13 protein-coding genes are annotated in these 12937 nt (G+C 42.5%); 8 read left to right on the top strand and 5 right to left on the bottom strand.

The features are described 5' to 3' along the window. Positions 1–41 precede the first annotated feature (41 nt). Positions 42–812, bottom strand: coding sequence for a 23S rRNA (guanosine(2251)-2'-O)-methyltransferase RlmB (gene rlmB, locus MusilaSJ_RS04635; RefSeq protein ID WP_274988891.1), 771 nt, complete (start codon positions 810–812; stop codon positions 42–44). A gap of 305 nt (positions 813–1117) precedes the next feature. Here rlmB and dnaB point away from each other — a divergent pair, with 305 nt between their 5' ends. After that, complete coding sequence (gene dnaB / locus MusilaSJ_RS04640) at positions 1118–2683, top strand: replicative DNA helicase (RefSeq protein WP_090525995.1); 1566 nt, start codon at positions 1118–1120, stop codon at positions 2681–2683. 78 nt (positions 2684–2761) lie between these two features. Here dnaB and chrA read toward each other — a convergent pair whose 3' ends face one another. Both chrA and MusilaSJ_RS04650 read right to left on the bottom strand, forming a co-directional pair. Then, positions 2762–3982: a chromate efflux transporter gene (gene chrA / locus MusilaSJ_RS04645; RefSeq protein ID WP_274988892.1), complete on the bottom strand. Its 1221-nt coding sequence runs from the start codon at positions 3980–3982 to the stop codon at positions 2762–2764. Between the two features lie 96 nt (positions 3983–4078). Next, positions 4079–4420, bottom strand: coding sequence for a tetratricopeptide repeat protein (locus MusilaSJ_RS04650; RefSeq protein WP_274988893.1), 342 nt, complete (start codon positions 4418–4420; stop codon positions 4079–4081). Between the two features lie 45 nt (positions 4421–4465). On the opposite strand from MusilaSJ_RS04650, the gene MusilaSJ_RS04655 reads away from it, so the two are divergent. The 4 genes from MusilaSJ_RS04655 to MusilaSJ_RS04670 all read left to right on the top strand — a co-directional run bounded on the left by MusilaSJ_RS04655 (position 4466) and on the right by MusilaSJ_RS04670 (position 8305). Beyond that, the gene (locus tag MusilaSJ_RS04655) at positions 4466–5203 is read left to right on the top strand and encodes an electron transfer flavoprotein subunit beta/FixA family protein (protein WP_274988894.1); all 738 of its coding nucleotides are present in this window, start codon (positions 4466–4468) and stop codon (positions 5201–5203) included. Between the two features lie 29 nt (positions 5204–5232). Beyond that, positions 5233–6210 carry an electron transfer flavoprotein subunit alpha/FixB family protein gene (locus MusilaSJ_RS04660; protein ID WP_274988895.1) on the top strand — a complete coding sequence of 326 codons (978 nt, stop codon included), beginning with the start codon at positions 5233–5235 and terminating at the stop codon, positions 6208–6210. Positions 6211–6233: 23 nt separating this feature from the next. After that, the gene (locus tag MusilaSJ_RS04665) at positions 6234–6833 is read left to right on the top strand and encodes a bifunctional nuclease family protein (RefSeq protein WP_091164922.1); all 600 of its coding nucleotides are present in this window, start codon (positions 6234–6236) and stop codon (positions 6831–6833) included. Between the two features lie 212 nt (positions 6834–7045). Then, on the top strand, positions 7046–8305 hold the full coding sequence (locus MusilaSJ_RS04670) for a nucleoside permease (protein ID WP_274988896.1): 1260 nt from the start codon (positions 7046–7048) through the stop codon (positions 8303–8305). A gap of 125 nt (positions 8306–8430) precedes the next feature. On the opposite strand, the gene MusilaSJ_RS04675 is transcribed toward MusilaSJ_RS04670, so the two are convergent. Then, entirely contained in the window at positions 8431–9147 is a 717-nt protein-coding gene (locus MusilaSJ_RS04675) for a ThuA domain-containing protein (RefSeq protein ID WP_274988897.1), read from the bottom strand. A gap of 141 nt (positions 9148–9288) precedes the next feature. Continuing rightward, the gene (locus tag MusilaSJ_RS04680) at positions 9289–10998 is read right to left on the bottom strand and encodes a GMC oxidoreductase (protein WP_274988898.1); all 1710 of its coding nucleotides are present in this window, start codon (positions 10996–10998) and stop codon (positions 9289–9291) included. A 186-nt stretch (positions 10999–11184) separates the two neighbouring features. Between MusilaSJ_RS04680 and MusilaSJ_RS04685 the strand changes: the two genes are divergently transcribed. The 3 genes from MusilaSJ_RS04685 to MusilaSJ_RS04695 all read left to right on the top strand — a co-directional run bounded on the left by MusilaSJ_RS04685 (position 11185) and on the right by MusilaSJ_RS04695 (position 12863). Beyond that, positions 11185–12030 (top strand): MOSC domain-containing protein, encoded by an 846-nt coding sequence (locus MusilaSJ_RS04685; RefSeq protein ID WP_274988899.1) that lies wholly within the window; start codon positions 11185–11187, stop codon positions 12028–12030. Continuing rightward, entirely contained in the window at positions 12027–12311 is a 285-nt protein-coding gene (locus tag MusilaSJ_RS04690) for an Rdx family protein (RefSeq protein WP_274988900.1), read from the top strand. Before MusilaSJ_RS04685 ends, MusilaSJ_RS04690 begins: the two co-directional genes overlap by 4 nt. A 117-nt stretch (positions 12312–12428) precedes the next feature. Continuing rightward, the gene (locus MusilaSJ_RS04695) at positions 12429–12863 is read left to right on the top strand and encodes an RrF2 family transcriptional regulator (protein WP_090525408.1); all 435 of its coding nucleotides are present in this window, start codon (positions 12429–12431) and stop codon (positions 12861–12863) included. Positions 12864–12937: the final 74 nt, after the last annotated feature.

Genomic DNA, 12937 nt, shown 5'->3' on the forward strand with positions numbered 1-12937 from the left:
GATTAGTTAAAGACTGTTTCCTAATCTCCAATCTCTAACCTCTAATTAACTGACAAAGATCGCTGCCTCACCGCCTCATACAAAATCACCCCGGTTGATACAGATACATTCAATGATTCAATTTCACCAAACATAGGAATCTTGGCCAGGTGGTCGGAGATTCGGATGATCTCGTTACGAATTCCGTCCTCTTCCGATCCCATAACGATGGCCGTAGGTACTGTATAATCCGGAGTGTAAATATTGTCCTGTGTTTTTTCGGTGCAACAAACCAGTTGCAAGCCCGATTCCTGAAGGAAGCGTACAGTTTGCATAAAATTATCATGCCGGCAAACAGGGATTTTGTATAATGCGCCAGCCGATGTTTTAATGGCATCAGGATTTATCTGCGCCGAGCCCTTGGCCGGGATCACGATAGCATGCACACCTGCACATTCGGCAGTACGGGCAATGGCACCCATATTCCTCACATCAGTAATGCTGTCTAAAACTAAAATTAACGGCGTTTCCCCCCTCTCAAATACTTCGGGAATGATGTTCTCTATCTTTTGATAAACAATAGGCGAAATCACAGCTATAACTCCCTGGTGATTTTTTTGGGTAATACGGTTCAGTTTCTCAACAGGGACCTGTTGTGCTGTTATCTGATACTCGTTCATCAGTTCTTTAAGCTCCTGTATCAGGCCGCCGCTTATGCCTCGCTGTATAAATAACGCCTCAATCTCTTTACCCGAACGGATCGCTTCTACTACCGCCCTGATACCAAAAACCATTTGATTGCTTTCGCGCTGAGGCCTTGAATTAAATGCCATTTTATAATTTAAATTTTGGCAAAAGTAGCTATATTAATTGATTAAGCCGTTATTGAACTGATAACCCTTTTGGGTTTACCGAGGTTTGAGTGCAGATGCTATCAACACTTCAAAACTTTATTAACATTGGTTCAATTACCTGAAAATCAAGCCACCCAAATTTCGTTAAAAAGTTATCAACACTGAGGTGTTTATTAAAAACCTTAAAATTATCACCCTGTGTATGATTATTTTAAAATGCCGATACACTATGTTAGGTGTTTCCTTTGCCTGTCGAAGCATTTTTTGTATATTTTTGTACCCTTATGAGTTTTGAGAATAACAACCAGTATAACAAGCCGAATACTTTTGAACGCCGCAGCCGGATCCCCAATCCTACGCCATTTATTGCAGGAGGCAAATTGCAGCCACAGGCTACGGATTTGGAGGAAGCCGTTTTGGGCGCCCTTATGCTGGAGAAAGATGCTCTTTCATCTGTTATAGATGTTTTAAAACCCGAAGTTTTTTATCAAACCAATCACCAGAAGATTTTTTCTGCAATAAAAATCCTGTTTGAAAAAACACAGCCTGTAGATATCCTTACCGTGACTGCCGAATTGCGCAGGCTTGGCGAGCTTGAAATGGTCGGCGGTGCTTACTATATCACTGAACTTACAAGCCGCGTTGCATCAGCTGCCAATATCGAATTCCATTCGCGCATCATCATTCAAAAATTTATCCAGCGCGAACTTATCCGCATTTCCACAGAGGTGATCAACAATGCATATGAGGATACCGCCGATGTATTCGACCTGCTGGACATGGCCGAAAAAAATCTGTTTGAAATAGCCCAGAGCAATTTACGTCGTGACGCCCGTAATATGGACGATCTTGTTCATGAAGCCCTACGCGATATCGAAGCCCTGAAGGATAAAAAAGACGGTTTAACAGGTGTTGCCTCTGGCTTTACCAACCTTGACCGAATGACGTCAGGCTGGCAAAAATCAGATCTGGTGATCATTGCAGCTCGTCCGGCGATGGGTAAAACAGCTTTTGTATTGAGTTGTGCCCGCAACGCTGCGGTTGATTTTGACAAGCCGGTTGTGGTGTTTTCGCTGGAGATGTCATCGGTACAGTTAGTTAACCGTTTGATAGCTGGCGAGGCAGAAATTGAACAGGAAAAAATCCGTAAAGGCACGCTTGAAGAATGGGAATGGCAGCAGGTACACTCCAAAATTGGCAGGCTTGAAAAAGCAACGTTTATCATTGATGATACACCTGCCCTGAACATCTTTGAGTTCAGGGCAAAATGTCGTCGCTTAAAATCGCAATATGATATTCAATTGATCATCATTGACTACTTACAGTTGATGCACGGCAAGGCCGAAGGTAAAGGCGGCGGCGGTAACCGTGAGCAGGAGATCAGCAGTATTTCGCGTGCTTTAAAGTCGGTGGCCAAGGAGCTCAACGTACCGGTTATCGCACTTTCGCAGCTAAGCCGTGCGGTTGAAAGCCGACCGGGCAACTCAAAAAGGCCAATGCTTTCGGACTTACGTGAATCGGGTGCTATTGAGCAGGATGCCGACATGGTATTATTCCTCTATCGTCCCGAATATTATGGCCTGACCGAAGATGAGGACGGTAACCCTACTCAGGGCGTAGGCGAAGTAATCATAGCCAAGCACCGTAACGGTGAAACAGGCACTGTCCGACTTAAATTTGTGGGCAAATATGTTAAGTTCGCAAATCTTGAAGAAGGTATGGATGGCTTCCCTCCTCCCGCAGGTAACGCTTTCGCAGGCCTCGCCCCTTCACAGGATTTTGAAAAGCAGAGTAACTTCATTATACGTCCTTCAAGAATGGACGATATAGATGATGAACCGCCATTTTAATCTCATTTCGAATGTAGAATTTCGATTTCGGACTTATTTAAAGACAAATATCCGAAATTGAAAATGCGAAATCCCAAATCAAAATATTATCCCTAAAACCACACCGATAATGATCACTATCGGTGTTTTTATTTTGGTAAAATGCAGCACCAGGAAGGTACCGATCATTAAGGCATAGGCTGTCCAATTTAAACCAAAAGGCCTTACCAGTAAAATTAAGGCCGTTGCCATAAAACCCACGGCTACCGCATTTATACCGCTCAGGGAGTTTTTTATACGTGTAATCTTCTTCAAATCCTCCCAAAACGGCACAATAAAGAGGATAAGGATAAGGCCTGGTGTATTGATGCCAATAACAGCAACCAGGCTCCCGATTACCTGCCCCCAAATACTGTATCCTTTGTTGCCAAGCGTTATGCCGCCCAAAAACGAAGTAAATGAAAATGTAGGCCCGGGCAAAGCCTGCTGCAAAGCATATCCCGACAAAAACTCCGACCGGCCCAGGTAGTGCTTAACCTCAACAAATTCGGTATACATAAGTGGTACCAGCACCTGCCCTCCTCCAAAAATAAGGATGCCGTTGCGGTAAAAGTTTTCAAATAAACGGATTGGTAAACTTAATGGGGACGTTTGATTTACAACCGCACCTAAAGCAGCAAAAAAAAGCAGAATCCCTATAAAATAAGCTACTTTATTAGGGTTAACATTTGAATATAGTTTTACCCTCAATTCGTTTTCATGCTGCTGGGTTTCCATGGCCGATGATATAATACCGCCAAGCAATATCAGTATCGGGAAGGCATAAGCATTTTGAAGGATGAGTGTCACAATCAGTGAACCTATAGCCAGCATGGTGCTGATCCTGGTCTTTAAAAATTTGTTGGCAAATGTATAAGTGGCATAAGCAACTATGCCTACAGCTATAGGCTGCACATAACTGATTACATGTGCAAATTTACTCTTATTAGCAACCATATTGTAGCTAATTGCCGCCATACACATAATAGTGGCCGAAGGTAGGATCCAAATTAGAAATGTAATAATAGCCAGCCTAAGCCCACCCACTTTCCAGGCTATCCCAACCAGTGTTTGGGTTGACGAAGGGCCGGGTAATACCTGCGATAAGGCATTAAGCTCCATCAACTCATCTTCGGTAATATATTTCCGTTTTTCCACAAATTCGCGCAGTAAAACGGCAATATGGGCTTGCGGTCCGCCAAAAGCAGTAAAGGTATATATCAGCACATCCCGCAGAAATAATAGTTGCCGTTTCTTCATTTTTGTTTGCAGATAGTTCATAGATCGTGATTCATAGACAAATCGGAGATGGAAACTGCTATGAACCATGATCTATGAACCATGAACCCAAAAACCATCAGCTATGAACACTAAAGACTAATAATCGTCATCGTCTTCTTCAAAACCCATTGCCTGCCTGTATACTGCCTGCAATTCAGAAAAAGCATGATTATCGCGCTTTTCTTTTGTCATTTTCATGCCGGTTTCATAAGTTTTAATGGCGTCATCCTTTCGGTTTAGCGCTTCATAAAGCTTACCCAAATGATAATAGGTACCTGTATAGCCGGGGTGGTTATTTATCAGGTCTTCATAATAAGCAAGTGCCTTATCTGTCTCATTCAGACGCAGATATTCTGTTGCCAGGGCATATTTCAGGAACTCATCATCCGGTTCATTTTTTATAAATTCCAACAGCTTATTCAATCTGTTCAACTCCATTTTAAACTCTATCTTTTTTAACTAAATTTGCAAAAACCTATTGATATGAAGATTCTGGTATGTGTAAGTAATGTTCCTGATACCACCACAAAAATAACTTTTACTGATAATAACACACAATTTAATACAAACGGGGTTCAGTTTATACTTAACCCTTATGATGAAATTGCACTTGCCCGCGCCATTGAACTAACCGACGGCGGTAAAGGTACAGTAACTGTAATAAATGTTGGGGAATCAAATACAGAAGCCACTATACGTAAAGCCCTGGCTATTGGCGCTACGGATGCGGTACGAATAAACGCTAAACCGCACGATGCCTGGTATGTAGCGTGTCAGATTGCGCAATATGTAAAAGCCAATCCTTTTGATCTGATCCTAACCGGTCGTGAATCAATTGATTATAACGGATCGAAGGTTGCGGGTATGCTGGGCGAACTGCTTGATTTGCCATCTGTATCTATCATTAAAAAATTAGACGCGGGTGACAGTGATGCAACCGTTGAGCGAGAGATTGAAGGTGGTAAAGAAGTTTTAACTATCCCCTATCCTTTTGTAGCCGGTACTGCCGAAGGGGTGGCCGAACCCAAAATACCCAATATGCGTGGCATTATGTCGGCCCGGACCAAGCCACTTGCAGTTGTTGAACCGGTTGAGGTAAAAACATTTTCGGAGATCGTTAGTTATGAAACACCTGCCCCGCGCGGCCAGGTGAAGCTTATACCTCCCGATGATACTGCTAAATTGGTTGAGTTACTGCATACCGAAGCGCGTGTTATATAAATTATGATCTAAATCATTAACAGATAAATATGTCAGTTTTAATATATGCGGAAAACGCCGGGGGCAAATTCAAAAAATCAATTTTTGAAGCAGTTTCTTATGCCCGTGCTATTGCCGATCAAAATAATACTTCCGTTACTGCTGTTTCAATAGGTAATGTTGATGCCACAGAATTAGCTTCATTAGGTAAATATGGCGCTGATAAAGTGCTTAACGTATCCGGAGATAAACTAAAAGATTTTATAAACCAAGCCTATGCCTCTGTTATAGCCGAAGCTGCTAAAAAAGAAGGCTCAGCTGTTGTCGTGTTATCCAACACCTTCTCAGGACGTGGTTTAGCCCCCCGAATAGGAGTAAAACTGGAGGCAGGCGTTGCTGATGGTGCTGTGGCACTCCCTGAACAGGCAGTCGGCTCGTTCAAGGTTAAAAAAACAGCATTTTCAGGTAAAGCTTTTGCAATGGTCGAGCTTACTTCGGCTATTAAAGTTATCGCTCTCGTACCTAATTCTTACAAAGTTGTGGAAACAGGAGGCGCTGCCCAGGTTGAGGATTTCAGCGTCGAAACCAAAGCTTCTGACTTTAAGGCCATGATCAAAGAAATTGTTCGTTCAACCGATAAAGTTTCCCTGCCCGATGCTGAAATTGTGGTATCAGGAGGCCGTGGTTTGAAAGGGCCTGAAAACTGGGGCATGATAGAAGAACTGGCTGAGCTTTTAGGTGCTGCCACCGCTTGCTCAAAACCTGTTTCGGATGCAGGCTGGAGGCCACATAGCGAACACGTTGGACAAACCGGTATAGCTGTCAGTCCAAATTTGTATATTGCAGTCGGAATTTCGGGTGCTATTCAACACCTGGCCGGGGTAAGTTCATCAAAAGTCATAGTAGTAATAAACAAAGATCCGGAAGCACCGTTTTTTAAGGTGGCAGATTACGGAATTGTGGGCGACGCTTTTGAAGTACTCCCTAAATTAATAGCAGCCGTTAAAGAATATAAAGCTTCAGCATAAATACAGGTGCGATGGGGAATAACATGAAAAAAATAAAGCTTGATATTGTCGGCTTATCATATAGTCAAACCCAATCGGGCGCGTATGCGCTTGTTTTGGGCGAAGTTAGCGGTCGCCGCCGTTTGCCTATTATCATCGGGAGTTTTGAAGCCCAGGCTATAGCTATCGAAATAGAAAAGATGACCCCGAGCCGCCCGCTTACGCACGACCTGTTCAAGAGCTTCGCCCAGGCTTACCAAATTGAAGTTCAGGAAGTGATCATTTATAATTTAGTTGATGGGATATTTTATGCCAAATTAGTTTGCAGCGACGGAAAGCGTTCTGTAGAAATAGATGCCCGCACTTCTGACGCTATTGCAGTAGCTGTACGCTTTGACTGCCCTATCTTCACTTATGAATTTATTCTTTCAACTGCGGGCATTGTTATAGAGGGCAATGATTTTGTTTATCTGGAAAATATCAATGAAACGCCTGAAGAAAAATCTGTAAGCGCATCAGTAAGCGGTTACGCTTCTATCAGTACCGAGGAGCTGAAAACCAAACTACAGGAAGCCCTGGCCGAAGAATCATATGAAAAAGCCGCCAAGATTCGCGATGAACTGAACAAACGTAAAGCTTCCTGATTTCGGAGTTCGGATTTTCGATTTCGGATTTAGCCGAATGTACTTTTTCAAAAAATATAATTTAATCGTGAATGACATATAACAGAAACTCACCCCTGGGTTTCTGTTTAACAATCGTAATTTCTACACTTGTAGCTTTCTGATTTACATTTATTTCACTACTTTCCGCTTTTAATTTAACACTGACTAAAATTATTTAAACCAGGTACCGTATGAATATTAAGTTCCGCTTAATACTGATGAATTTTATGCAATTTTTTATCTGGGGTGCCTGGTTGCTTACCATCGGTGCATACTGGTTCCAGGATAAACATTGGTCGGGCGCACAATTTGGGGCTATCTTCAGTACCATGGGTATTTCGGCAATATTTATGCCTGCCCTTACCGGTATTATAGCCGATAGGTTTATCAATGCTGAAAAGCTGTACGGTATCATGCATATTTTAGGGGCGGCATCCTTATTTACCCTGCCTTTAATTACCAGCCCTTCCGCCTTTTTCTGGGTAATGCTGATCAACATGATCTTTTATATGCCAACCCTTTCACTATCAATAACAGTGGCATATTCGGCGTTGAAAAGTAATAACAAGGATGTAGTTAAAGATTATCCCCCTATCAGGATTTGGGGCACTATCGGGTTCATAGCCGCTTTATGGACGGTGAGCCTTACGCATAATGAGACCTCACCCAACCAATTTTATATTGCATCGGCCGTCGCCCTTGCACTTGGCATTTATTCTTTTAGTCTTCCTAAATGCCCCCCGCTCTCCACAAAAACAACCAACAAATCATTTGTAGACTCATTGGGGTTGAATGCTTTCAAATTATTTAAAGACCCAAAGTTTGCTATTTTCTTCGCTTTCTCCATGCTTTTGGGAGCCGCCTTACAACTTACCAATGCTTATGGTGATACCTTTATACAAGATTTTAAAAATATAGCCATCTATAAAGACTCGGTCGGCGTAAAATACCCGGCCATTATCATGTCTATCTCCCAGTTTTCTGAAACGTTTTTCATTTTACTGATCCCATTCTTCCTGCGCAAATTCGGTATCAAGTATGTGATGCTGTTCAGTATGCTGGCCTGGGTATTAAGGTTTGGTCTTTTTGCTTTCGGCGATCCGGCCGGTGGTTTATGGATGATCGTATTGTCATGCATTGTTTACGGTATGGCTTTCGATTTCTTCAATATATCTGGTTCACTTTTCGTTGAAACCCAAGCTACTCCCAACATCAGGGCAAGTGCACAAGGTTTGTTTATGATGATGGTAAATGGCTTCGGGGCTTTTTTCGGAAGTATAGCAAGCGGCCTTATCATTGATAATTTCTTTTTGCTGCCAGGCGGTGGCAAAGACTGGCACGGCATCTGGCTTACCTTTGCAGGCTATGCCCTGGTAATAGCCATTGTGTTCCCTTTTGTATTCAGATATAAGCACAACAAGGCTCTTGTTGAAGCGATACAACATGCGTAGTTTGGACCTGATTTTTAAGATTTCCGAATCTCCTTAATAGCATAAATAAGAAAGGGCTCGCGCGAATATTGCGAGCCCTTTCTTATTAGAAAAATCAAGAAATCCTAAAATCCCTTAATCGAGGTTCATTTCTTCCTTCCCATCGCATATTTGATACCGCCTAATAGATGGTTCAAATATAACGGATCACCATATGATTCATCAGTATGACCTAATTCGGTATAAAAAGCCCTACCACCGGCGAAATTATGATACCAGGCCATTGGGTGATTATCACCGTTTTCGCCGCCAGTGTAGCTTTTCTCATCTATCTTGATCAGTATATGCAGATCATCACCTATCCATTTATAGTTATACCATTCATCCCATCGTTTCCATGTTACAGGCAGGTGTTTGGTGGCAATAAAGTTTCGATCAACTACATTTAAAGTAGCCTCCTGCTGTTTGGGGTGACTTTTAAAATAAGCACCTACCAGTTTACCATACCATGGCCAGCCATATTCGGTGTCTGTTGCAGCGTGTACACCAACAAAACCACCACCTGCTTTAATGTATTGCTCAAAGGCCGCTTGTTGGGTATCATTCAAAACATCGCCTGTGGTACTTAAAAATATCACTGCTTTATATTGTTTTAAATTATCGGCAGTAAACTTTGCAGCATCAGTGGTGCTGTCTACATCAAAATTATTCTCCTGGCCCATTTTCATAATAGCAGGTACACCTACCGCTATCGAATTATGATGAAAGCCGGCCGTTTTACAAAATACCAGTACTTTATCCTTAGCAAGTACCTGGCTTATTACTGTGCCTATTAAAAGGCAAATGGTAAGTAGTTTTTTCATAGTTGATGAGTGGTTGATTATGTTGATTAAGTGAGTAGTTAGTCTTATGTTTAGTGAATGGTTGATCAAGTGAGTGGTTAATTAAAACTTGACAATTAGTGCCAAACCATTCACCTAATCAACCACTCACTAATCACCAAATTATAAATTCCCTTTCTTCAATTCATCTACTGCAAAATGAGCAGCGCGGGCTGTCATAGCCATGTATGTTAACGATGGATTTTGGCAAGCTGATGAAGTCATAGCTGCACCATCGGTAACAAAGACGTTTTTGGCATCCCATACCTGGTTGTTGCCATTCAATACTGATGTTTTGGGATCGCGCCCCATTCTTGCCGTACCCATTTCGTGAATTCCATCGCCAACGTTGTGTCCTCGGTCATGGGTTTCAATATTTTTTACACCAGCACTTTCAAGCATGGCTTTCGCTTCCCTTACAATATCAAAGCGCATCTTTTTTTCGTTCTCTTTGATCTCGGCATCCATCGCTAAAATAGGTAACCCCCATTTGTCCTTGCGGGTTTTATCAAGGGTGATTTTATTTTCGTGATAAGGCAGCAATTCACCAAAGCCGCTTAAGCCTATAGTCCAGGGGCCTGGCTCGGTAAGTGCGTCCTTATAGCCGGCACCAATATTCAATTCAGCAATCTCACGGCTCCAACCCATGCGGCTTGCCGCGCCCTGGTAACCGAAACCACGCAGGTAATCGCGTTTATCACCAAACAGGTTGGCAAAACGCACAACATAAATACCATTAGCCCGGCGACCATAATAATATTTATCCTCAAAACCTTCAACCAATCCGCTTGCGCCAAGGTTGTAATGGTGATCCATAATGTTGTGCCCAAGTTCACCGCTGCTGCTGCCTAAGCCATCCGGCCAAATATCCGTAGCAGAATTCATCAAAACCCAGGCGCTGTTCAAAGCAGAGGCGTTTACAAAAACTATCTTTGAATAATACTCATAAGTTTGGTTGGTTTCGGCATCAAGCACTTCTACCCCTTTTGCTTTTTTAGTATCCTTATCATACAATATCTTGGTAACGATAGAAAATGGCCTGACCGTTAAATTGCCGGTTGCCAAAGCGGCGGGCAAAGTTGACGATTGCGTACTGAAATATCCGCCAAACGGGCAACCTTCCCAGCACCGGTTCCTGAATTGGCAAGCCGTGCGTCCTGGAATTGCGGCCGTTAAATTCGCCGAACGGCCAATAATCATGTGCCTGGCTCCGTTATAGTTTTTCTTGATACGTGCGGCGACATCCTTTTCAACTACGTTCATATCCATCGGCGGTAAATAATGACCGTCGGGCAATTGTGGCAAGCCCTCCATGGAACCGCTTATACCTGCAAATTTCTCTACATGATCATACCATGGCGCAAGATCTTTATAGCGGATTGGCCAATCAATAGCCCAGCCGTCCTTAGCATTTGCTTCAAAATCAAAATCGCTCCAGCGATAGCTTTGCCTTCCCCATAAAATGGAGCGACCACCAAGCTGATATGAACGCCACCAGTTAAACGGTTTAATCTCGGTATATGGTGCGGCTTGCTCATCAGTCCAGTAATCCATAATAGGTTCGGCAGCTCCCCAGTTACGTGAAATTACGGGGCGTTGTTTACGCTGGGCTTGCGTTGGCTTTCCGGCATGATGAAGGTCCCAGGGGTCCTGGCTGGCGGTTTTATAATCTTTAATGTGCTCAAAGTTGCGGCCCCGTTCAAGCATAATGGTTTTCAAGCCAAGTTCAGATAACTCTTTTGCTGCCCAGCCACCGCTGATGCCTGACCCTATTACAATGGCATCATAGGTATTATTAGCCTTAGCCTTGCCGTTTATATTACTTAATGGCATAGTTTATAAATTGGTTTTGAGATTGGATAAAACAATTATATTAATTAAAAATCGATATAGCAATCGATTGTGAAAAAGAACCACGATTTTTAGGATTGAAGGATTATCAAGATTATAATTTCTGGTTTAGGTATCATGAAATTGTCTAATCCTGAAAATCATGGTTCTTTTATTTATTTTTACCCCATGCTACAAGTAAGTGAATTATATATCTACCCTATCAAATCATTGGGCGGCGTTGCTGTGCAAAATGCGGAGGTTACCCGTCGTGGTTTACAACACGACAGGCGTTGGATGCTGGTTAATGAACACGGGCACTTTATAACCCAGCGGGAGTTTCCGCAAATGGCACTGATCAAAACGACAGTAGAAACTGATGGTGTAGCTGTACATCATCATTCGGGCGGGTCATTATTAATTCCATTTAATGGCGAAAGAAACCCCTTACAACAATTTACTGTATGGGACGACACCTGCATGGGACAATACATAAATAATGGATTTGACCAGTGGTTCAGCGAAGCACTCAATATGAAATGCCGCCTCGTTTACATGCCCGATGACAGTGAACGCGAAGTCGACCAGCGCTACGCCAAACCCGGCATTATCACTTCATTTGCAGATGCCTATCCTTTCCTGCTTATTGGGCAGGCTTCGCTTAATGACCTTAACAAACGAATGCCATTGCCTTTGCCAATGAACCGCTTTCGTCCCAATATAGTTTTTACCGGCGGTGATGCATATAGCGAAGACCTGATGAATGAGATTGAGATAGCAGGGATAACCTTCTACGGGGCAAAACTTTGCGCACGTTGTGTGTTAACCACCATCGATCAGCAAACAGCCGTGAAAGCTAAGGAGCCTCTAAAAACCCTGGCCTCTTACCGTATGAAAAACAATAAGATCATGTTTGGACAAAACTTGGTACATGAAAATGCAGGCGTAATTTCGGTGGGTGACGAACTTAAGGTTTTAAGTACCCATAATGAGGATAGATTTATTGTAGCAAAGAAACCAATCACAACAGCATGAAACCAACTATCATTATTGAATATTGCCCAAAATGCAACTGGATGATGCGTGCCGCTTATATGGCCCAGGAACTGCTTACAACCTTTACCGATGACCTAAACGGGGTTACCTTAAAACCAAGCGAAGTGAGCGGCAGATATACGATAAGCATTGATGAAGAAACGCTGTTTGACCGCAAGCGTGATGGCCATTTTCCAGAAATCAAAGAGTTAAAACAGGCCGTTCGTGATAAAGTTAACCCGGGTAAAAGCCTCGGTCATTCAGACAGGCATCAGTTGTAACTTTTATATAACAATGTCTGTATAAAATATCCTTTCTATATAATCTATAATATTACTCGAAAAAATAGTTAATTTAGAGAATATCTTTATTTACCTTTGTGAGTTTTATTTTAGAAAATGCTTTCAAAAAAAACTAAGTATGCTATAAAGGCACTTGTGGTTCTTGGCAAGAACATGGACCAGCCGCCTATGCAAATTTCGAAGATTGCCGAAATTGAACGAATCCCTAAAAAGTTTCTTGAGCAGATACTGCTTGATCTGCGCAATGCGGGGTTTCTTTACAGCAAAAAAGGAGCAGGCGGTGGCTACAGCCTTAACCGCGATCCCAAAGAAATATTCCTGGTAAGTATCATGCGTATAACCGACGGACCTATTGCCATGGTGCCCTGCGCCAGCTTAAACTTTTACCACAAATGCGATGAATGCCACCAGGAAAGCACTTGCGGCATAAGGGATGTATTTGTTGATGTAAGAGATGCCACACTTAAAATATTAAGCGAAACCAGCATCGCCGATATCATCAAACGCGAAACCACCCTCATCAGCGTTTAATTTTAAAACTTCATAAAACTGTCATAACGCAGTTTTTTTTAATTAAATGCTACTTTTTCCGTATACTATATATA

It is taken from the genome of Mucilaginibacter sp. SJ, assembly GCF_028993635.1.
Taxonomy (GTDB): Bacteria; Bacteroidota; Bacteroidia; order Sphingobacteriales; family Sphingobacteriaceae; genus Mucilaginibacter.

Excerpts from the sequence above, each read along its gene's own strand:
- rlmB (WP_274988891.1), bottom strand. The coding sequence starts at position 812 with ATGGCATTTAATTCAAGGCCTCAGCGCGAAAGCAATCAAATGGTTTTT.
- dnaB (WP_090525995.1), top strand. The coding sequence starts at position 1,118 with ATGAGTTTTGAGAATAACAACCAGTATAACAAGCCGAATACTTTTGAA.
- chrA (WP_274988892.1), bottom strand. The coding sequence starts at position 3,982 with ATGAACTATCTGCAAACAAAAATGAAGAAACGGCAACTATTATTTCTG.
- MusilaSJ_RS04650 (WP_274988893.1), bottom strand. The coding sequence starts at position 4,420 with ATGGAGTTGAACAGATTGAATAAGCTGTTGGAATTTATAAAAAATGAA.
- MusilaSJ_RS04655 (WP_274988894.1), top strand. The coding sequence starts at position 4,466 with ATGAAGATTCTGGTATGTGTAAGTAATGTTCCTGATACCACCACAAAA.
- MusilaSJ_RS04660 (WP_274988895.1), top strand. The coding sequence starts at position 5,233 with ATGTCAGTTTTAATATATGCGGAAAACGCCGGGGGCAAATTCAAAAAA.
- MusilaSJ_RS04665 (WP_091164922.1), top strand. The coding sequence starts at position 6,234 with ATGAAAAAAATAAAGCTTGATATTGTCGGCTTATCATATAGTCAAACC.
- MusilaSJ_RS04670 (WP_274988896.1), top strand. The coding sequence starts at position 7,046 with ATGAATATTAAGTTCCGCTTAATACTGATGAATTTTATGCAATTTTTT.
- MusilaSJ_RS04675 (WP_274988897.1), bottom strand. The coding sequence starts at position 9,147 with ATGAAAAAACTACTTACCATTTGCCTTTTAATAGGCACAGTAATAAGC.
- MusilaSJ_RS04680 (WP_274988898.1), bottom strand. The coding sequence starts at position 10,998 with ATGCCATTAAGTAATATAAACGGCAAGGCTAAGGCTAATAATACCTAT.
- MusilaSJ_RS04685 (WP_274988899.1), top strand. The coding sequence starts at position 11,185 with ATGCTACAAGTAAGTGAATTATATATCTACCCTATCAAATCATTGGGC.
- MusilaSJ_RS04690 (WP_274988900.1), top strand. The coding sequence starts at position 12,027 with ATGAAACCAACTATCATTATTGAATATTGCCCAAAATGCAACTGGATG.
- MusilaSJ_RS04695 (WP_090525408.1), top strand. The coding sequence starts at position 12,429 with ATGCTTTCAAAAAAAACTAAGTATGCTATAAAGGCACTTGTGGTTCTT.